The organism is Candidatus Paracaedimonas acanthamoebae (assembly GCA_017307065.1).
Lineage (GTDB): Bacteria > Pseudomonadota > Alphaproteobacteria > Caedimonadales > Caedimonadaceae > Paracaedimonas > Paracaedimonas acanthamoebae_A.
Genome location: JAFKGL010000016.1, coordinates 21377 through 41844, shown reverse-complemented (window position 1 = coordinate 41844; position 20468 = coordinate 21377). Strand labels below are relative to the sequence as shown.

The 20468-nt window shown below is 41.7% G+C and carries 23 protein-coding genes; 8 read left to right on the top strand and 15 right to left on the bottom strand.

What is annotated here, in order from left to right:
• Positions 1–146: 146 nt before the first annotated feature.
• From J0H12_04070 to J0H12_04000, 15 genes are all read right to left on the bottom strand, one after another.
• Entirely contained in the window at positions 147–464 is a 318-nt protein-coding gene (locus J0H12_04070) for a hypothetical protein (GenBank protein ID MBN9413080.1), read from the bottom strand.
• Positions 457–1089 carry a type-F conjugative transfer system protein TraW gene (traW, locus tag J0H12_04065; protein MBN9413079.1) on the bottom strand — a complete coding sequence of 211 codons (633 nt, stop codon included), beginning with the start codon at positions 1087–1089 and terminating at the stop codon, positions 457–459. The genes J0H12_04070 and traW overlap by 8 nt, the downstream gene beginning before the upstream one ends.
• Positions 1064–1564, bottom strand: coding sequence for a S26 family signal peptidase (locus J0H12_04060; protein ID MBN9413078.1), 501 nt, complete (start codon positions 1562–1564; stop codon positions 1064–1066). Before J0H12_04060 ends, traW begins: the two co-directional genes overlap by 26 nt.
• Positions 1561–1902 (bottom strand): hypothetical protein, encoded by a 342-nt coding sequence (locus tag J0H12_04055; GenBank protein ID MBN9413077.1) that lies wholly within the window; start codon positions 1900–1902, stop codon positions 1561–1563. Before J0H12_04055 ends, J0H12_04060 begins: the two co-directional genes overlap by 4 nt.
• A complete protein-coding gene (traC, locus tag J0H12_04050) occupies positions 1899–4397 on the bottom strand; it encodes a type IV secretion system protein TraC (GenBank protein MBN9413076.1) in 2499 nt (832 codons plus the stop codon). The genes J0H12_04055 and traC overlap by 4 nt, the downstream gene beginning before the upstream one ends.
• The gene (locus J0H12_04045; protein MBN9413075.1) at positions 4397–4741 is read right to left on the bottom strand and encodes a hypothetical protein; all 345 of its coding nucleotides are present in this window, start codon (positions 4739–4741) and stop codon (positions 4397–4399) included. The genes traC and J0H12_04045 overlap by 1 nt, the downstream gene beginning before the upstream one ends.
• Entirely contained in the window at positions 4738–6012 is a 1275-nt protein-coding gene (locus tag J0H12_04040) for a hypothetical protein (protein MBN9413074.1), read from the bottom strand. The genes J0H12_04045 and J0H12_04040 overlap by 4 nt, the downstream gene beginning before the upstream one ends.
• Positions 6009–6707: a type-F conjugative transfer system secretin TraK gene (locus J0H12_04035; GenBank protein ID MBN9413073.1), complete on the bottom strand. Its 699-nt coding sequence runs from the start codon at positions 6705–6707 to the stop codon at positions 6009–6011. Before J0H12_04035 ends, J0H12_04040 begins: the two co-directional genes overlap by 4 nt.
• Positions 6700–7269 carry a type IV conjugative transfer system protein TraE gene (gene traE, locus J0H12_04030; protein MBN9413072.1) on the bottom strand — a complete coding sequence of 190 codons (570 nt, stop codon included), beginning with the start codon at positions 7267–7269 and terminating at the stop codon, positions 6700–6702. The genes J0H12_04035 and traE overlap by 8 nt, the downstream gene beginning before the upstream one ends.
• Entirely contained in the window at positions 7266–7559 is a 294-nt protein-coding gene (traL, locus tag J0H12_04025) for a type IV conjugative transfer system protein TraL (GenBank protein ID MBN9413071.1), read from the bottom strand. Before traL ends, traE begins: the two co-directional genes overlap by 4 nt.
• A gap of 10 nt (positions 7560–7569) precedes the next feature.
• Positions 7570–7908 (bottom strand): hypothetical protein, encoded by a 339-nt coding sequence (locus tag J0H12_04020; protein ID MBN9413070.1) that lies wholly within the window; start codon positions 7906–7908, stop codon positions 7570–7572.
• A gap of 75 nt (positions 7909–7983) precedes the next feature.
• Positions 7984–8145 (bottom strand): hypothetical protein, encoded by a 162-nt coding sequence (locus J0H12_04015; protein ID MBN9413069.1) that lies wholly within the window; start codon positions 8143–8145, stop codon positions 7984–7986.
• 14 nt (positions 8146–8159) lie between these two features.
• Positions 8160–9614 (bottom strand): hypothetical protein, encoded by a 1455-nt coding sequence (locus tag J0H12_04010; protein MBN9413068.1) that lies wholly within the window; start codon positions 9612–9614, stop codon positions 8160–8162.
• Positions 9604–10092: a hypothetical protein gene (locus J0H12_04005; GenBank protein MBN9413067.1), complete on the bottom strand. Its 489-nt coding sequence runs from the start codon at positions 10090–10092 to the stop codon at positions 9604–9606. Before J0H12_04005 ends, J0H12_04010 begins: the two co-directional genes overlap by 11 nt.
• 14 nt (positions 10093–10106) lie before the next feature.
• Positions 10107–10340 (bottom strand): helix-turn-helix domain-containing protein, encoded by a 234-nt coding sequence (locus J0H12_04000; GenBank protein MBN9413066.1) that lies wholly within the window; start codon positions 10338–10340, stop codon positions 10107–10109.
• Positions 10341–10541: 201 nt separating this feature from the next.
• Between J0H12_04000 and J0H12_03995 the strand changes: the two genes are divergently transcribed.
• From J0H12_03995 to J0H12_03960, 8 genes are all read left to right on the top strand, one after another.
• Positions 10542–11183, top strand: a complete 642-nt coding sequence (locus J0H12_03995) for a hypothetical protein (protein ID MBN9413065.1) — start codon at positions 10542–10544, stop codon at positions 11181–11183.
• Positions 11184–11362: 179 nt separating this feature from the next.
• A complete protein-coding gene (locus tag J0H12_03990) occupies positions 11363–11800 on the top strand; it encodes a MerR family transcriptional regulator (GenBank protein ID MBN9413064.1) in 438 nt (145 codons plus the stop codon).
• A 152-nt stretch (positions 11801–11952) separates the two neighbouring features.
• Positions 11953–13995: a copper-translocating P-type ATPase gene (locus tag J0H12_03985; GenBank protein MBN9413063.1), complete on the top strand. Its 2043-nt coding sequence runs from the start codon at positions 11953–11955 to the stop codon at positions 13993–13995.
• Positions 13996–14061: 66 nt separating this feature from the next.
• Positions 14062–15204 (top strand): efflux RND transporter periplasmic adaptor subunit, encoded by a 1143-nt coding sequence (locus J0H12_03980; protein ID MBN9413062.1) that lies wholly within the window; start codon positions 14062–14064, stop codon positions 15202–15204.
• A gap of 7 nt (positions 15205–15211) precedes the next feature.
• A complete protein-coding gene (locus J0H12_03975) occupies positions 15212–18310 on the top strand; it encodes an efflux RND transporter permease subunit (protein ID MBN9413061.1) in 3099 nt (1032 codons plus the stop codon).
• A 12-nt stretch (positions 18311–18322) separates the two neighbouring features.
• Positions 18323–19189 carry a hypothetical protein gene (locus tag J0H12_03970; protein MBN9413060.1) on the top strand — a complete coding sequence of 289 codons (867 nt, stop codon included), beginning with the start codon at positions 18323–18325 and terminating at the stop codon, positions 19187–19189.
• Positions 19190–19214: 25 nt separating this feature from the next.
• A complete protein-coding gene (locus tag J0H12_03965) occupies positions 19215–19457 on the top strand; it encodes a hypothetical protein (protein ID MBN9413059.1) in 243 nt (80 codons plus the stop codon).
• 151 nt (positions 19458–19608) lie between these two features.
• Positions 19609–20283, top strand: a complete 675-nt coding sequence (locus J0H12_03960; GenBank protein ID MBN9413058.1) for a methyltransferase domain-containing protein — start codon at positions 19609–19611, stop codon at positions 20281–20283.
• Positions 20284–20468: the final 185 nt, after the last annotated feature.

Genomic DNA, 20468 nt, shown 5'->3' with positions numbered 1-20468 from the left:
GGTATGACATATGCCCACTATAAGGAGGAGCAATGCTGCGAAGAACTTGATCACCACCCAATCAAGCTTTGAGAGCTTTAGGAACCTTACGCCTGAAAAACGCGGATACTTAAAGAACTTACTCAAAAATTGATATCTATAGTGTTTCATATTCTATCTTGTCCTTCTGTGGAAGTATTAGATTTCTCAGTATTTTCAGGCGGTGATTTGTAAGGATGTTCAGCCTGCGGGCCAAAAAGCTGTTCTGTTGTTAAAGTTGTGTACACCTCTCCATAGCCATATTTCTGGCCAAGGTGATGGACTCTCTTCAAGGTTTTGGCATCAGTGATAGCTTCAGGTTTTTGCAGCACCTCATAATCATGCAAGATTTTTCGCTCAAGAGAGGCTCGCTTGAAGATTGGGAAGGTAAGCAAGGCAATACATGCAAGAAATATGATACCAATTTTAAGGAATAACTTATTCATGATTAGAACTCCGTGTTATGTGGATGTTTAATTCTTCTATTTTAAGGCGTGTGCCTTCTTGAAAGACGCGGGCAGGAACCTGCTTAATGCTTAAGCGCCCCGTGAGAAACCCTAACTGATCAAAATAAAAGGGGCGATGATGTCTCTCTTCCAGCTTGAGAGGTTGGCCTCTAATAAGGATAATTTTTGAAGGGAAGGTACGAGAAAGCGCCCAATTTAGATGCTCTTCATCTTCCCCATCGATAAAGAGCAATTCCTTGGTAAGAGGGATAATCTCTAAAGGATTAGCTTTATCGCCTTTCTTGGCAAAAACCTGCCCTTCGTGATCCTTCAAGTCTTCAGATAACGTGAGTGTTGGATCATAGTAAAAAGTACGCGAGATTTTCGTATGCTGAATCTTAACAGGCTCGGGGATGAGTGCTTTCTTCTTGGCATGCTCTGCAAGCTGCTTCTGGTAGGTCTCAAGGGCGCCACTTTCTTGCATGTTGAGAAGGCGCCTCTTGATAACTTCAAGGAGGCTTTCTTCCGCAATCGGAAAGAGTTCCCCATGACAACATAAGTCCTTGGCAGGGAGTGAGGAAATCATAAATAGAGAAACGCTAAAATATCTTATAAGCTTTGCCATAGATGTTCTCATTTGTTAAAAGCCCCACTTCTGCATACCGAGAATCAAAGCTCCGCGCATGCTCACCTGCCACAAAGTATGATCCTTGAGGGATAATGCCCTGGAATCCAGGGGTTAAAGTTCTTTGATCACGACTTAAGCTAAAAATAGGACCAATAAGCTCTTCATTTACAAAAGCTTTATGATTGATATGAAGGACAGTGTCTCCTGACACTCCCTTCACTTGCTTAATAACAATCCCTGGCACCCAAGGATGAGTGAAAGCGACATAATCGCCTTCTTTAAGAGTAAGAGGGGCTCCATAGCTCTTAATGACGAAGAAGTACTTGCCCTCTAACGATTTACTTCCGTTGATCGCAAGGGTTGTACGCTCATAAATGCAATTGCCAAGGCCAAGCACAAGGATGAAAACAAGAATACCGTTGGCGACATTCAGATATTTCAACGGGAGAAGGCGAACAAGCTTTGGGTTCATGATAAGCTCTCCAATTTCTTCCGCACAATCTCTGTCCAGTCTTCCCCTTTTGAGAGAAGAGCGTCTTTAGAGACAATGAGCGCCCCTGTTTCTTGAGAGAGTTGGGTTGTGATATTTTGGATTTGGTGATGGAGCTTCTTCATCCTCAACGCAAGCTCAGCATCTGTTTGGGTGGCATTTCCCTTAAGTTGGCTTAGAAGGAGAGATTGGAGATCCACAACCGCAATCTTTTGTTCTTTGGGCTGAGGCATCACCTTATAGAAGAGTCCTAGGGCAATAAGATGAGCCGCAAGGGTTGTCCCTGCCATAATGATGAACTTAAAAGTAGCTGTTCTCATGCTGCAACTCCTGCAACAACCTTTACGGCATTCAGCAAGCTCATGCCTTGCGCTTGATACTGTTTGACAGCTGCATATTCTTCAGCCTTGGTCGAATAAAGGATTCGCGTGAAAGGATCAGTAATAAGCCTTCCCACAGCTGCTCCTTGTGGTCCCACAATCATAATCTCGGCATATTTACCTTGTTGGGTGGTGACTGAATTCAAAAGCTCTTCTGCTCCTGGATCAAGTAAGAGACGCTCACTCTTTTTGAGTTGTGCAATGGACTCTTTCTTTTGAGAAAGTAAACACAGCCAATCAGAGTTTTCAAAGGCAGCTTGTGCTGCAGGAGAGGCGTAAAAGTCATGAACTGATTGGGTGCCAAAGACAAGAGCACAGAAGAATTTACGGGATTGCCGCACCCCTGCTTCAATGTAGTGTGCTTCTTCTTTTTGTTCTCCTTTAAGGACATCCCAAATCTCGTCCATTTTAATGAGCGTGGGGGTTTTACGATCGCCCCCCAGCATTTGATTAAGGATCTGCATAAAGACTGTTTTAAAGACAACACTTTGAAGCTCTTTCCGCTCTTTAAGCTCCCCTAATTCAATGACAACAAGATTATGCTTAAAGTTGACATTACATGTGCCATTAAAGAACCGTCCATAAGCCCCTTGGGATGTGTAAGGAAAGAGCATAGTGCTGAGGTCTTTGGCCCGCTCGTCCGTCTGAAGTTGAAGCCACTCGGCTATATCATCAATGGATGCATTTGCTCCATTCTTCTCCCAGGCTGCAAAGACAGCCTTGTCAATAAAGGCATTTTCAATATCGGTGGTACCGCGTTTAGGCGCTACCATTACCGCCACAATGGGCCTTAACATTGCTAAAGCATCGGAGGTCTCTTCTACACTTTGAGTGGGGATTGTTGAGAAGGGATTAATGCATAAAGGGGTATCTGTGGTAAATTCAATAAACTGGCCCCCTAATAAATGACAGGTCTTCTCAAAGGATCTGCCAACATCAAGAACAAAGACACGCCCCCCAAGCCCCAAAGTGGAGGTTAGCATTTCTTGCATGAAGAAGGATTTACCACTGCCTGACCGCCCCACCACACACACATTATAATTACCACTCGTGTTATCAAAAGGAGACCAATGAAAGATTTGTCCTCGTCTTCCAGAGAGCAAGACGTCAGGAGATCTTGTCCCACACCACTCGCCTTGCAAAGGCACAAGATTGGCAGACTCTGTTGAAAGAGTGGTTTTTGTCCTTCCATGATAGCTCAAGTCTTCATGAATGCCTTCGCCCCAGTTCATCGGCAAGCATCCTAAAAGGGATTGAAGATGAATAATTCTATTGGCTCGGAGCTTCCACTTCTTCGTTTTGTAAACTGTATGCAGCGCTTGATCGGCTCTTTCCATAAGTTGTTGTGGGCAAAAGAGCGTAATTGTAAGATTTGTTCTCACAAGTCTCTCACCTTCAGCAAGTCTTTCTCGCATATACGCAAACTCCATTGCTTCTTCTTGAAGACGGGGAATCAGCTTAATGAGGGAGGGGGTGGCTTGCCGTTCTGAGTACGCTGCTCTTGCTTTAAGACGCGTTGAGGTACTCTCCTGAGGCGGGACATAAACGCCATAGTGGATCATAAAGGGGCAAGGGAGTCGCAAGTATTCCCTAAATTGATCGCCAATCAACTCTCCCATAGCATGGAGTGACCATTCATCAGGCTCTGTTTCAACAGCATACGTGCGGGTATAAGAGTCTTCAAAGTTTACAACAATATGTTTTGGTTCAATCAAGAAGTGCTGGCCAGGAATGAGGATTTGCTTTGAAAGTGAGTCAAATTGATTCCACTTGCGGGTGTCTTGGGCTGTCTCTTGAGCTGAAGTAAACCACCCTGAGAGCGTTTGTATGAGATCATTCGCATCCCATAGTTTAAGGGGAAGACCTAAGTTTTGAAGAGCGGCTGAAAGTTGGTCTCTTAAAGAGAGGATTTCTTGTTTTAAAAGAGGATTTAATAAGCTCCCCCGTTTTGAGTAAGCCATGATGAATCTATAATGACGAAAGCAGGTCGAGCCTGTACCTTCAAAGATAAGATTCCTTAAGTGATTTATTCTTTGCTCGGCAAGGTATTCTGTGATCTCTCCCTTGCCCTTTCGGGATTGTTGCCAGTTCTCTAAAAAGCCATCAATGTGAGAGTCCGCATACAAGATACACTGAAGGCAGGACTCTTCAGGCAAGAGATCACGGAAGATACCACTCACCATCGTTTGCATTTGCTCAGAACATCCCACCAAAGGGGGTGTTTCGAGGACAAAACCAATAGATTGATGATTGCTAAAAAGACTCACACCTGGATCATAGCTTTCATACGGCATAAATTCTGAAAGACTGTAGGTCTTTAGGACCTCATTGAGCGCATCCAAGGAAGGAGAGGTGGGGTTTACCCCATAATTGGTGCGCTCTCCAAAGAAGGTGGCAATCTTATGACCTAGGAGTTGAGGCAGATTTTGTAACATCACATCTCCCCTTTCTCATTTGTTGTAAGGGGCACAAATAGACTCTGGGAGCCATGCCAAATCCCTTCATCATCTGAATAAGGGGCGATCCAGACATGTACACCTCTAGTCTTATTTAATGACTCTTGTTGCTTCCCGACCGTGACTTCTCCTGGTGTGGTTTTAGAATTAGAAAAAGGATCTTGCTCTTCTTCGGCTCCAATCTTGCTTTCATCAATCATACGATCAACTTGCGTGATAGATTTACACCCCACCCCAGGCACGGCTTCACAATCGAATCCTTCCTTGTAAGAAGTGCATGCCGTAAGTGTGAGTAAAGTTATTATGGGAATTATTTGTTTCATTGATTCTCTCCGATTTTAGGAAGCCAGCGGTGAATGCTTTCACTATTCTGGCTGTTGGTTTCTTTAAGGGCTTCAACTTGGATTTTGTCTCTTGATTGGGAAAGAGCTTGGTCTCTGGCTTCAGCAATCACTTGTTTGACGGTGGTGTCGCCAAACTTGGTGCCTTCCGTGAAGACCATATTGACCTTGCGGCCAGCTTGAACTGTGAGAACAGGTTGTAATTGCTCAGCACGCTTAATGTAGTAATCAGCATACTTCTCTAAAGCATTGCCAATGCCACTATAAGCTCCAGATTTAAGAAGCTGATCATCTGTTAAAGCATTCTTCTGGCCAAAGGGTGTGGTTGGGAAAACGCTACTTTGATTACTGGCTTGTAAGAAATTACTGATACCGCTTGCAAAGCCTCCTAAGAGGCTATTCCGCATGAGATCTGTTGTTTTATCAACCACAACTCCTCTCACGCCTGCTCTGCCATCTTCTCCTGAAATGTAGCCTGCAACTTGGGTTTCAGAGATCTCACCTGTGAGGGGTTCAGTGCAGGTGAGCTTTTCAAGGCGCATGTAAACACGTTCTGAGGAAAGATCCCCATGAGCAGAGGCCAACACATGGCAGTTCTTGAGATCACTTTTGAACTTCCGTGGTAAGGTTCCTGGATCAATGACCCTCAAGAGCACGGGCCGTGGATCATTAGCAGCACTGACAGACGTAGAAGCATCAACGCCCCCTAAAAGTATGGCTGAGGCATAAGCGCCTGCGGGGATGGTGTCCTCAACTTTCTTTCTGTTTTGGTGTGCCTCATAGCGAGCATTCTTTCGTAAGTTGAGGACAATCTTTCTGGATGTCTGGCCATCAAAGGTTGAGACTCTGGCAGAGGATGTGTCTTGCTCTGGCTCTTGATTCTTCTGCTCCAGTTGCGTGCGAAGCTCACTGATTTGCTCTTGCATCTGCTGAAGGGAATTTTCGTCTTGCGATGACGTGCGCTTTGCATTTTCTGCCATCGTTTGATTAAGAAGTCCTTCAAGTGATGAAAGCTTATCATTGAGCTTTTTGGACTCTTCTTCCATTCGCTGTGCCCAAATCTCACGAGGATCAAGATGGGAAGTAGAGCCTGCAATCTTAGACTCTTGTGTCTTTGACTGTACTGGAGGCTCTTTAGAGCCTGAGACTACATCGAAGAGAAAAAGCAGCGCTAAGACGAGAATAGATCCCACCCCTGCTAAAATGAAGAACTGCTTCTTTTTAAGGGCTTGAGGGGTTTGATTCTCACTCATGATCCACTCCTTGCTAAAATAAGAAGCACTTCAGTTTGTAATAAAGGTTTAAGCACTCTTGTTGAGAAAACGATGGCCAAAGGCTTAAATTTGGCAAAATGATGAGGGCTTAAAAGAAGCGTTGCGCCCCCTTCATTTTTGACCTGGCAAACCTTTCCAATGAACTGAGGAGAGTAGATCTCTTTTATAGGTTGAAGAGCCAGCTTAGGTTCAATCTTCTCTGAAAGATTGTTTTGAAGTGCAACAACCTTATAAGGCTCTTTTAAGACACCAGTTGCGTAAGACTTTATCAACTCAAGCATTAACCCTTGATAGCTGTGTAGCGGAGAAGTTTTCTCTTGTAACCCTTGCGTCTTTGGCCTCAATAAAATGGCTTCAGCTGATCTTCTTGAGGGTTTAACCCTGAGATCATGGGTTAAACCCTTTTCTGTCGTGAGAGTGATAAGGAGCGATTGACCTTCAGTACCTGGGGTGGGGGTGATAAACACTTGGCCGTTCATCTCGTCGAGCTCAAAAGAAAGCCGCCCATCTATACCAAAGAGCTGAGCAATGCGATCATTCTCAACCGATATTCGCGTGTGTTCAGTACTTGAGATCATGACTTCGCTGGAGCCATGATTTTTAATGGAAAGAATTTGAACAGCACTGGCGGCAGGAGCAAGTAAAGATACTGCTAGAAGTGGAAACTTACGCATGGTCTTGCTCCTTTCCTGTCAGAGGTTTAAAGGAGGTGATGAGCAATCGCCCATGAGCAAAAGAAAAGGTGAGGCGGTAGGTCTCTTCACGCTGGAAAATGCACTTTTGACTGACATAACCGACCATCTCGCCAGAGAGATCCACTTGTAAGTTCTTCTCCCGAACAACAACCTTTTTGGGATAAAATGAGGTGCTAAGCCCACTTTTTTGATATCTCTCTTCTTCTTCTCGAAGTTGGTGCTTGAGCATACCAATGCCACTTGTTTCTGCATAACGAAGCAAGAGTTCATGGAGATAGGAAGCACTTTGAGGAGTTTTGTTTAAGAGAATGCTTCCAAAGAACAAAGCCATCTCTTCCAGATACTGAGGCGAGACTTTACTTCGCTCAACCCACGTAGCCCCTGTGAGATGCGGTGGCACAAGCACAACCCGCTCACTCTGGGTACACAAAGCAAAGGTCATGAGCAGGTTTGAGCCAAGAAGACCTGACGCTATAAAGGTTAGGTAATTTCTGTGCCTTAAAAGATCTTGAAGCCTTAAATGCTGAAGCTTTTCTTTCATGACACCCACTCCCTGATATGTGAAGGCGGCGTTAAAGGAAGTTTGGCTTTGTTATGAGGCAGGTACCAGTACATCAAATGCTTGAGGGCGCCTTGGCCTGCCATCTTGCGGAGTTTGCGTAGTGCCCAGCAAAAGGTGAGACCCACCAAGAGTCCTGAGCCTTGATGGGATGTGCCAAGTCCCACAAGAAGAGGGATCAAAAGAGCGGCAGCTTCATCCTTGGTAAAAATCAACCACCTGGCAGGAGAATCCAGATGATGAAGGAGCAAGTGTTTTCCACGTTCACGCATAGCACGCTCCCTAAATCAAAAAAGTGTAACTGGCTTTAACCCAGTCCACGAAGGCATGAGCTGTGACAGCAAGACCTAAGAAAAGACCTGCAACAGGCCAGTTTCCTTTAACGCCTGAAATGACAATGCCGCCAAGGCCGCCTGCGATAGTTGCAAGCCTAAAACCACCCCCTGTGAGGGTTTTTTCAATCTTCGCAAAGACATCCTTCAAGACCATGTCATTTTCAGCAGCTTGAAGGCTGTGATGATAAAGAGCAGCACCAAGAAGGGTGAAATACCTCTTGAGTGGTCTTGTGATATTTAAAAGGCCCCCTTTTTCTTTAAAGTAGGGTATAAGTGGGTTGTACATTAATTCACTCCATTGTGTTGTTGGTGTACCGGAGACCCGCGCGTGAGAGGTCGAATTCTTTGCGCGGTCTCTGTCCTAATCTATGGTTCCTTCTTTCTCTAATCGCTTAAGCTGTGCTTTTATAAAGCGAATCATTTTCTTCAAGTTCCTCATTTGAAATTGTTTTTGTGCCTCAGTGAGTACGGTATCTCGCTCAAGGCTGGTAAAGGGTGCTTTTTTTACAAGTGTTAATTTCATTTTTATTCCTTTCACTAATTGTATTCATTGCTTAATTCTTGCGTATTGGGCGGCTTTAGGGGTGGATCAGAACTTCCAAAAAAGGGGTTTCTGAGAGGGGGAAATAAGCCCTTGTTGATATCCAAGGGTGGGGCAGTTAAATTTTGTATTTGAGGCTGAGTTAAAGGTGAAACAGCAGCGTTTTGCTCACTAAGAGCAGGTACTTGGCTTGAGTCTTCCGAGATAGAGATGGGTTGAGCTTCCCCTTGAGGTGCCTCAGGCTTGCTTTCCAGATTAGAGCCAGTATTCACAAGCACAAATCTAAGCTCATACCCTAACACTGATTCTAAAGCTTGTTGGATGGGGAGATTCATCAGATTTTTGCTCACATAATCTCGAATAAATTTAGAAGGTGCACAAAGGGTTACGTGATCATTTTGGGTCTCAAGAATGTCAAGGGCAGAAATCCAGCCCTTGAAGGTGCAAAATCCAACCTTCTTCGAGAGAATGAGACCTGTTTGAATCCAAAGAGGATGTTTGTTGGAAGTTGTAAACTCAAGAATAAAAGCTTCTTGAGCTTCTTCTGAAGAGGTTGGTGAGGTATTAGAGATTACCCGGTCGCCAATGCCGTAAGCATTGCCTTCAAAAATCTTGATGGCATGATCTTTTGTGATCACCCAATCCAGCGTTGCTTTAAAATCTGAGGATTGAGCTTCTCCCATCAAAAACTTGGATTTTGTAATGTTTTGGCAAACTCTCTCCCAGTTCTCAAAGTTCCCCTTGAGTTGAGTGTTTAAGACATGCTTAAGTTGGCTCATTCTCACAGGATGAAGGAGAAGTTCTTGGCCTTGAAGAACATACTTTGAGAACATCTCCATCATTTTTAATCCAATCTCTTCTCTCTCTTCCTCTTGTGTTTGATGAGGGATGCTGCTTGGGGAATTAAGGGGAGAGATGAGAGAGAGGGTTTTATGAGTAATCTCTGTATGTAGTCTCTGTTCCTTATAATGATCAGGTCGTTTTGTTATGTTGGATCGTGTCATTTTGCTACGATCGATTGTTACAAATTCTTGATGTTGGATCGTGTCATTTTGACCCAATCGATTGTTACATAGTTTAACCCCCTCTAATGCTTGGTAATTGATGGTGTACCATTTGCGATGATCAAGTCTTTGTTCACGCAGCTTACAACTTAAGATGAGCTTCTGTTTTTCAAGGGAATAAATAGTTCTCTTGATGGTCTCTTTTGACCAAAACGGGAACTGTTGGTGCCACCCTTCATAAGAATTATAGACCCAATGGCGATTGTTAATAAAATTCTTATTATGACTAGATGTAAGCCAATAATGCATTTGCTGCAGGACAATAGCTTCATTTAAGCCTACCTTTGTCGCCAAGGTTGGCAGCAACTGAAGAGGCATTTCATCCATAAGAAGTCGGCCTTTTGGTAAAGAAGATGGTTCTAAGGAAGGTTCTGGATTAAGATTCATAAAAGTATTCCTTATAGCCATCAGCTGTAGAGCATCTGTTATCTTCGATTGTGTCAAAATGTTCTGAGCATATTGTTATAATCGATCGTGTCATTTTGTTATGATCGGATGTGAGGAGTGTCTCTTCGATCGTATCAATTTGACCTGTTCGATTGTTACATGCTGTGATGCTCTCTAATGCCTGATAGTTGATTGTGTACCCCTGGCATTGCCTGGAATTTTTTTGGCTTAACTTGGCGTCGGTGATGAGATTCTGCCTCTTTAAAGAGATAATAGTATGCTTTATGGTATCTCTTGACCAAAATGGGAACTGCTTTTGCCACTGTTCAGAGGCATTGTAAACCCTATGCTGATTATCTCTATGAAAATGAAGCCAATAATGCATCTGTTGAAGTACAATGGCCTCATTTAAGCCAATTTTCCTTGCTAAAGTTGGGAATATTTGTAAAGGCGTCTCATTAATAAGAAGTTTTGTCATTCATGATGCCTGCATTATGTGTATAAAAAATTGCTAGTCTCATTAGATTCATCAACAAAAGTCTGAGACGTGTGCTGCCGAAGGCTGCGTTTTTCAAATTCTTCAACATCACACAAGCGATATAAGACTCTGCGACCAATCTTAAGATACTTAGGTCCTCGACCATTCCATCGCCATTGCCCAAGTGTATTAGGCTCCAGGTTCCATCTTTGGGCTAAAGCTGCGGGGGTTAAGAATCTATTGTCCATGGGTTTTTCTCCTCTTTTTTATGTGATTCCTAAGCAAGATAGACCCAGTAGGTAATTATGTCAATATATTAACAATGTTAATATAAAATATAACAATATATCATTTATAATAAATTATCAGTTGATTGATAGATAAAGATGTGTCTATATAGATGTTAAATAAACGACATAGAACAATAGAGTAGATGGAAAGATAGATTTATGAATGTGAGACAGCCAAATAAAGAGGCAGCAGCAAGACTAAAGCAGGCAAGAAGCCTTACAGAACTCCCGCGTACGATCTTTGCAAAAAAACATAAACTAAGTGCTAATTCCTTAGCAGCTTGGGAGAACGGAACATCCGCTTTTTCAGAAGAAGTCGCTGAGAATCTAGCAAGCATTTTGAGTAAAGAAGGTATTAAAGTAAGCGCTGAGTGGATCATGACAGGAAAAGGGGCTGCACCCATAGACTTAGGGGTATCATCCATTCAGAATTCTAATTTCCTACCTCTATCTATCAGCGATGAGGAAGAGTTCATATGGCGAGCAACAGCCGCATTTAAGGAGTTTTATAAAGATTCTTTGATGCTTGTGATTTATGATGATAGTGCGCTCCCTTTTTATAAGCCAGGGGATCACGTTGCAGGTAAAATTATTCCGCATGAGCAATTAGCCTTTATTACAGATGAGCCTCTGATCGTAGAATTAGAAAATGGTGGTCTGATGCTACGTTACATAGAGCTAACTTCAGAGCCAGATGTCTATAATTTAAAAGCAATCAACCCATCGAGTGTATTAGGTTCTACCATCTATGATGTCAAGATTAAGCGTGCAGCTAGAATTAATTGGATGTTTAGGCGCTAGAGTAAGGTTTCCTCAACTAATCTTAACGCTTAATAGCGATATTATCATTTGTACAAAGTAAAAATTTCACTTTTAAAACATCAGTAAGTCAAACATTCTTATCTTATTATTTACCTCTTGACCTTATACTTAGGTACAGGGTTTAGACTGAACTTATAGAGAAAGTTAAGAGAAATAATATGAAGGCACTCGATAAAGCACTTACTATTAAGAAAATAGCCCAAAAGGCTGGCGTTGGAATTGAAACTATCCGCTTTTACGAGCGTAAGTCTCTTTTAAATAAACCTCATCGTACAGTTTCAGGATATAGGATATTTTCTGAACAAGATATAAAACGTGTTCGATTTATTAAAAAAGCTCAAGAATTAGGTTTCTCCTTAGCTGAGATCAAAGAGCTTCTATCACTCAAAAATAATGCTTTTACTGCAAGAAATGATGTTTATCAGAAATCGCTTCATAAGATTCAGCAGATTAAAGAAAAAATAGAAAACCTACAAAAAATCAAAAATAGCCTTGAGCATCTTGTTGGATGCTGCAAAGGAGAAGGTAGGATAGAAGAGTGTCCTATTATAGAAGCTTTTGAGGGTGATAGTACGCCCAAGGGAGAAGAATCATGACCCAAAACCACTATTCTCCTCAGTGTTGCTCAAATTACCAAAAGAGAAGCGAAAAGACAATTAAGCCGACTTCAACAAAAGCTGTTGAATACACTTGTCCCATGCACCCAGAGGTCATAAGTCAAGGTCCTGGAATTTGCCTTAAGTGTGGGATGGCACTAGAGCCTAAAGCAATTTCACTCGACGAGGGGCATAATCCCGAACTTGAAGATATGCAAAAGCGCTTTTGGGGCGCTGCCATCCTTTCAGCCTTTGTTCTTTTGCTTTCAATGGGGACTATGGTGAAAGAGGATATCTTCAATAATCTATCTTCTTTCTTCTTAAGGTGGAGTGAGTTTGTTTTATCCACTCCAGTCGTTATCTGGGCTGGAGGGCCATTTTTTCAAAGAGCCGTTACATCGTTGCAGAATAAGAACCTCAATATGTTTACACTGCTCGCCTTAGGGATTGGAACTGCATATATCTATAGCTGCGTGGCACTTTTTTGGCCGCATTTATTCCCCTCAACGACAATAGTACATGGTCATGAAGTTGCCCTTTATTTTGAATCAGCATCTCTTATCACAGCACTTGCTCTTTTAGGGCAAGTGTTAGAGTTAAAGGCGAGACAACAGACCACTCAAGCTCTTAAATCTCTTTTAAAGCTTATGCCTGATACAGCAAGATTTGTGAAAGAGAATGGTCATGAACACGATACTCAAATTAGCAATATAAGGATTGGTGATATCTTAAGAGTTCGTCCTGGTGAGAAAATTCCTCTTGATGGCGTTGTACTGGAAGGAACAAGCCTGGTGGATGAATCCATGGTCACAGGGGAGCCTATCCCAGTTGATAAAAGCATTGGCTCAAAGGTTATAGCAGGAACTCTCAATGGAGCAGGGTCATTCCTCATGAGGGTTGAAAAAGAGCAAGGTGAGACTTTTCTTGCCAAAATAGTTCAGCTTGTGAGTGATGCGCAAAGAACGAAAGCGCCTATCCAAAGAATGGCAGACCTCACTTCTTCTTATTTTGTCCCTTTTGTGATTGTGGCGGCCATCATTACATTTGTTGCTTGGTTTAATTATGGGCCTGAGCCTCGTCTTAACTTTGCTCTCATTAATGCAGTTGCGGTTCTTATTATTGCGTGCCCCTGTGCGTTAGGCCTTGCAACACCGATGTCGATTATGATGGGGACGTCCTTAGGCGCGCAAAAGGGAATCCTTATTAAAAATGCAGAAGCAATAGAGACATTAGAGAAAGTGGATACGCTGATCGTTGATAAAACAGGGACCTTAACGCTTGGCAAGCCTCAGGTTGTTTCAATTTTTACAGATAACAGCATAAAGAATGAAGAGCTCTTGCGCTATGCTGCAAGCCTTGAGATTGCGAGCGAGCATCCTTTAGCACAAGCAATTGTCAGAAGAGCACAAAAACTGAACTTACCTCTTTTAAAGCTCGAAGGGTTTCAAACAATCATTGGTAAAGGCGCCAGAGGGCTTATAGAAGGCAAAGAGATTATGGTAGGGAATAAAAGCTTTCTTGAAGAAAATGATGTCAATACATCCTCGTTTATGAGCCAAGCTGATAATTTAAGAAGAGACGCTCAAACAATAATATTTGTTGCACTCAATAAAGAATTAAAAGGCATCATTGGTATTGCTGATCCTCTCAAGGACTCCTCAAAAGAAGCAATTAATCATCTAAGAGATTTAGGCATTAAGATGTATATGGTCACAGGAGATCATGAGGCAACAGCTAAAGCTGTTGCTGGTCAGCTCGGCATTAAGGATGTAAAAGCAGGTGCTACACCTGTCGATAAACTCGAAATTATTAAATCTCTTCAAGCATCAGGGGCAAAGGTTGCCATGGCAGGGGATGGCATTAATGATGCTCCAGCCCTTGCTCAAGCGGATGTTGGTATTGCAATGGGGACAGGCACAGATGCTGCTATTCATAGTGCAGGGATTACCCTTGTTAAGGGGGATCTAAGAGGTATTATACAAGCAAGACGCTTAAGCTCTGAAGTGATAAAGAATATTAAGCAAAATCTCTTTCTAGCCTTTATCTACAATATTCTAGGTGTGCCCATTGCAGCAGGTGTTTTATATCCCTTTCTTGGTCACTTACTCAGTCCAATTGTTGCAGCTGCAGCGATGAGCTTAAGCTCAGTGTCTGTAATCTGGAATGCTTTGAACTTGAAAAAGGTAAAACTTTAATAAAATTTAATTAAGAATATTTTAAGAGTTTTAGTCTAAAAATGGATATTCTAGGGGGAGCAGACGATGCACAGAACTTTAATCTTATCAATCATCTTAACAACTCTTTTTAACACGACTCCAACCTTTTCTCATGGGGGCGAAGACCATGGAGAAAGTAAGCCTTCTCCACAAGAAAGTATCTCGACTTTAGATTCTGTTCCCAGTGATTTAAGTTTGCTTCAAAGAGTCTTTTTGCCTCAAAAAAAGCAACGTGTGGCTAATCTTAAGGCTTTCCAAGCACAAAATATGGACCGTCCTCAATATGTGCTTCTCCCGGCTAAAGTCGTTGCAAGCCCTAATGGCTATGCCCAAGTGCATGTTCCTCAAGCTTCAAGAGTGGTTGCAGATCCAACTTATCCCATGCCCACGACAGGGGATAAGGTTGAGGCCAATCAAGTAATTGCTATTGTTGAGCCTCTTGTGAGTTCTGTTGATTTAACAGATAAGAAAACAGAGCTTTATAAAATTGAAGGTGAGATTGCACAACTTGAAAGAGATGTTGAGCGACTAACCACTTTAGGAAAATTCTCTGCCCGTAAAAAGCTTGAAGATACCAAAACAGATTTAGAAAGCGCTAAAAAGCGTAGGCAACAAATCTTAACAACTGGCCTTGGACGCGAGCTTATCCGTGCACCTATTGCAGGCATCCTTAATGATTCTCACCTCTTGCCTGGGCAAATTGTTCAACCTGGCCAGCCTATTGCAGAAATTGTCGATCCTGCTTCTTTTCAAATTGAGGCTTACACTTATGATTACGCTCTCACCAATCAAATTAAAGAAGCCTCTTTACGATCTTCTTTAGAGGCTGAAAAGGTTTATCCTTTAACGCTTAAAGGCTTAAGTCCAAAGGTTGGGGAGAACGATCAAGCCCGTCATATTTTATTTAGCATAAAAGAAACAGCTCCTGCCCTCATGATAGGAGAGTTTGTTGATGTGATGATCTCGCTTCCTTCAACCTTTAAAAAGGTTGTCATTCCGCAAACAGCCCTTTTTAAAAATGGTAAAAATTACAGCGTATTTATCCTTGCAGAACCTGCGCTTATTGTTACGCGCCCTGTCCAAGTTGGGCTCTTTTTTGACGATAAAGCTGAAATCCTTGAAGGGTTAAAACCTGGTGAACGTGTTATTGAAAATGTTGAAACTTTAGCAACAGCCCTTAGGAAATAAGCATATTATGTTTACCAAAATTGTTGAATTCTCCTTAAAAAATAGATGGCTTATCCTCTTCTTATATATGGCTGCTGTCATCTATGGCTCTTTAATTGTGCCTAAAATGCCAATTGATGTCTTCCCAGATCTCAACAGGCCCACTGTAACTCTTTTAACTGAAGCGCCAGGGTTTGCCCCTGAAGAAGTGGAAAAGCAGGTTACATTCCCTATAGAAACAGCCATGAATGGGCTTCCAGGCGTCATGCGTGTTCGGTCAACCTCTGGCATTGGGCTTTCAATTGTTTATGTTGAGTTTGATTGGGGAACAGACATTTATCGCAACCGCCAGCTTGTGAGTGAAAGGCTTAATACAACACTCTCACAACTTCCTGCCAATGTTATCCCTGCTTTAGGGCCTGTGACTTCCATTATGGGTGAGATTCTTTTAATTGGTGTGAGTTCTCTGCGTGGTGAGACTTCTCCTATGGATTTAAGAACGATTGCAGATTGGACAATGAGGCCACGACTTTTAAGTATTCCAGGGGTTGCTCAAGTGATTCCAATAGGGGGTGAAGTCAAGGAATATCAAGTTCAACCTTTAAGCCATCGGATGCTTGGATACAATGTGAGCTTAGATGACCTTTTAAAAAGCCTTGAGGGGTTTGCTCAAAATACAACAGGGGGATATTTTGAGAGCTTTAAAACAGAGTCACTGATTCGATTTTTAGGACTTACAAACAAGCTTGAGGATCTTAAAAAGACGCCTCTTAGATATCAAGGCGCTCACGCGTTAACGCTTGATCAGGTAAGTCATGTTGTCTTTGCGCCTACTGTTAAAAGAGGAGATGCCAGCATTAATGGTAAGCCTTCTGTTATCCTCTCAATTCAGAAGCAACCAGGCGCTGATACAGTTTCTTTAACACGTGACATTGAAAAAAGTCTTAAAGAGCTTCAAAAGACAATGCCTGCAGATGTTAAAGTGGATCAAATTCTCTTTAAGCAAGCCACTTTCATAGAAAACTCAATCCAAAATGTAGAAGAAGCTTTAAGAGACGGAGCTATTTTAGTCCTTATCATCCTTTTTGCGTTCCTCATGAACTTCAGCACAACCTTTATCAGTATTACCGCAATTCCCATTTCAATTCTAATTACGGCCATTATCTTTCATCAATTTGGCTTATCCATTAACACCATGACCTTAGGGGGGCTTGCCATTGCCATTGGAGAGCTTGTGGATGACGCTGTTGTTGATGTTGAGAATATTCTAAGGCGTCTTAAATTAAATGCTAAGCTCACCACTCCTTTACCTATTGTTCAAGTGATTAAAGATGCTTCAGTGGAGGTTAGAAGTTCGATCATTTATGCAACACTGACTGTGGTGCTTGTTTTTCTGCCTCTTTTTGCCTTAAGCGGTATTGAAGGTAGGCTCTTTAGCCCTTTAGGGGTTGCTTATATCGTCTCAATTCTAGCCTCACTTCTTGTGTCAATCACCTTAACGCCGGTCTTATCCTATTACTTGCTGCCGCGTATCAAGGCAATAAAGCATGGTGATAGCTGGCTTGTTAGGCACCTTAAAGAGTGGGATACCAAAGTCCTTCAGTGGTCATTTGCACGTCCTAAGATTCCTATTCTTACAACAATCTTACTTACTCTCTTAGCCTCTGCATCGGTTCCTTTCTTAGGAAAGGCCTTTCTTCCTTCTTTTAATGAAGGAACAGTGACCATTAACTTAAGGCTTCCCCCAGGGACATCCCTTGAGGAGACCAATCGGGTAGGTACCATTGCAGAAAAGCTTGTTTTAGAAGTGCCTGAAGTAATCTCTGTTGGGCGCCGAAGTGGGCGTGCTGAGCTTGATGAGCATGCTGAAGGTGTTTACTCTTCTGAAATCGATATTGATCTCAAACCATCAAAGCGCTCTCGAGAAGAAGTCTTAAGTGCTCTCCGTAAGCGCCTTGCAACCCTTCAAAATGCAGTCATCAATATTGGGCAGCCAATTTCTCACCGCTTAGATCATTTACTCTCAGGGGTAAGAGCTGAGCTTGCCATTAAAATTTTTGGAGAGGAGCTTAATCAACTTAGAGAAAGTGCCGATAAAGTGAAATCTTTAATGAGTGATATAAAAGGCATAACGGATTTGCAAGTTGAACAAATAACCTTAATCCCTCAAGTCCAAATTATTCCTAAAAGAGAAGAAGCACTTAAGTATGGTATGAATGTTAATACCTTAGGCGAGACAATTGAGACACTGCTGTCAGGAAAAATTGTAACTCAAATTTTAGAAGGGGCTAGAAGATACAATCTTGTTGTTCGTTTGCCCGTAGCAGAAAGAGCAGATCTTGATAAAATCCGCAACACACTTATTGACTCCCCTGCAGGCAAAATCCCTTTATGGTTTGTGGCTGATATTCAAGAAACCCAAGGGCCTAATCAAATAAGCAGGGACAATACCCAAAGGCGTATCGTTGTCTTTGCTAATACCAAAGATCGTGCTTTAGGTGATGTTGCAGAAGATGTTCAAAAAAAGCTTGCCTCTCTCAAACTCCCTGAAGGGTATTTTATAAAATTTGAGGGGCAGTTTGAAAGTCAAAAGTCAGCAACTGAGCTTATTTTCTTACTTTCTCTTCTCTCGCTCATGGGTATTTTTATCCTTCTCAATAGCCACTTTAAATCAACTCCCTTGACGCTTATTATTATGGCGAATGTGCCTATGGCGTTTATTGGAAGTGTTGTTGCAATCTGGGTGACCAATCAAACACTCTCAGTTGCAAGTCTGGTGGGCTTTATCACGTTGACTGGCATTGCCACTCGCAATGGCATCTTAAAGATCTCTCACTATCTTCATTTAATGAAATATGAAGGAGAGACGTTCACAAAAGAAATGATTATTCGAGGATCACTGGAGCGGTTGTCTCCCGTTCTTATGACGGCACTTGTTGCAGCTTTTGCTCTTGTTCCCCTTTTAATAGGTGGAGATCAACCTGGAAAAGAAATTCTGCATCCTGTTGCAGCCGTAATATTTGGTGGCTTGATCTCCTCAACCTTACTCGATACGATCTTAACACCTGTTGTGTTCTGGCTTGTGGGTCAACGTTTGATAGAAACACAAAAACTTATTATTGAATAGGAGAAAAATTAAATGAAAAAGTTACACACGTATTTAAATTCTTTGGGAGTAACCCTTGGGATATTAAGCTTAACGCCCGCTGCTTTGTCTCATGAGGGAGAGTCTCACAAAATGGCATCTGATATGAAAATGAATCATTGTTCACATGAAGACCAGCAGGAGCCTACAATTAAAGTTGATGTTTTGCTCTCAAGCCAAGCGCAAAAGGACAAAATTATACCAACAAGAATCAAGCTGACATCAATCAAGGATCATAAGGAAGTCCTTCTCACTGATCTTAAGGAAGTCCATACTGAGAAAATACACATCCTTATTTTTGATCAAACACTAACTGATTATCAACATGTGCACCCTACTCCTACAAAAGAGCCAGGTGTTTATGAGTTTAGGTGGACACCTAAGAATGAAGGAACTTATAAGATATGGGTTGATATTGTGCCCTTAAACACAGGAAAAGAAGAATATATCAGCACGAATCTTGCAACAGTTGGAAATTACAGTCCAGCAGCTGAGAAGAAATTAAGCCTTGATGAGAAGATTGGTAATAACCTTTACTCATTAGCCTTCGAGACTAAAGAGCTCAAAAAAGGGCAAGCCGCAATGGGCAAGATAAAAGTTCTCAATAAGGAAGGAAAAGATGTGAAAGATCTTGAGCCAATAATGGGGGCTTTTGCGCATATTGTTGCTATTAATGAAGATTTTAAAACAATTGCTCACGTTCATCCTATGGGGAAAGAGCCTACAGATGAGAAGGAAAGAGGAGGGCCTGAACTAATGTTCCATTTTATGCCAGAGAAGTCAGGTTTTTATAAAATATGGTTACAGATCAAACTGGCGGGTGAAGAAATCTTTGTCCCTTTTGGTGTAAACGTGAATTAAGCCATCAACAAAAAATGTTATAATAGTGAAAATATTAAGCTTATTTATGGTTGTTATGATTGGGATCGTGTCAACGATCCCAGCTGAGGCAACCCGTCGCCATCGCGTTGCAGCGTTTAGAAAAAAACAAGCTGAAGAAGCAAAAAAACTAGATGAAAAGCAAAAACAAGAAGAACAATCGCAAATAGAGAAAAAAGCTAAACAACAAGAAGAAACGTCAATTTTAACACCAAAAAAACAAGAACGGCTTAAAATTATAGCCTCTTAATCATAAATATTGGTTAATAGTTTTTATTTATTGCTAGAGATATTCACTTATTCTTACTAGAAGCCTAAGCTAGCAGAGTAAATTAAATTTATTTTGATATTTTTAGACTTTGCGCTACTCTTATTAAGAAATGCAACAAAGTGAGGTCTCAATGAAAGCGCGTCTATCACAGTCTTTCCTTTTCTTGGCTTTTATAATTCTAATAGCTCCTTTACAAGCAACAGATACATTTAAAGAAGAGCAAACAATGTTTGGTCGCGCTGTTAGAGCGTCTCAAAATTTTTGTTATCAAGTAATGGCTAAAACATTTTGGGATCCTCTTATGCGTGGATTTAAGCCTGGAAGAGTTATTGCAATCACTGAATTAGATATCCAGCCTGATGATAAAGTCCTTTTTGTTGGGGAAGGAACTGGCCTCGATTTTGAAGTGCTTCCAGAAGATTTGAATAAGACTAATTTACAAGCCTTCGATTTTTCACCTGAGATGGTGAAACAAGCTAAATTGAAGGCTCACCAGTTTAATATTCCAGAAGAAAATATCTTTATTGGGGATGCTCAGCATTTGCCCTTTAAAGATGAGAGGTTTGATAAAATATACTTTCCTCTCTCCTTGGCCTCAATCCCAAATCCTACTTTAGCATTACAAGAAGCTGAGCGAGTCCTTGAGAAAAAAGGAAGAGTTGTAATTATGGAAAAGCTTATTGATGATGGCCATCAACCTTCATATTTACGACAACTCTTGAACTTTTTTACAAAGTTTATCTTTGCAGATATTAATCGAAATCTTACTCAAATGTTAGGGGAAGGTTCTTCCTTTAAGAATTAATTACCAATCTTTAGAAGGTAAGTTGTCAGGATTCTTTGCTAGAAGAATAGGAGCTTCTTATCGCATCGCAACTCTTGTACGTATCAACGACTTTCCAGAGCTTGAAGCTCAGGGGGCGAAATTAAGCCAAAAGACTAAAACAGATTAACCTCTCAAAGTATATTTCCTTTATAAGACATGTTACT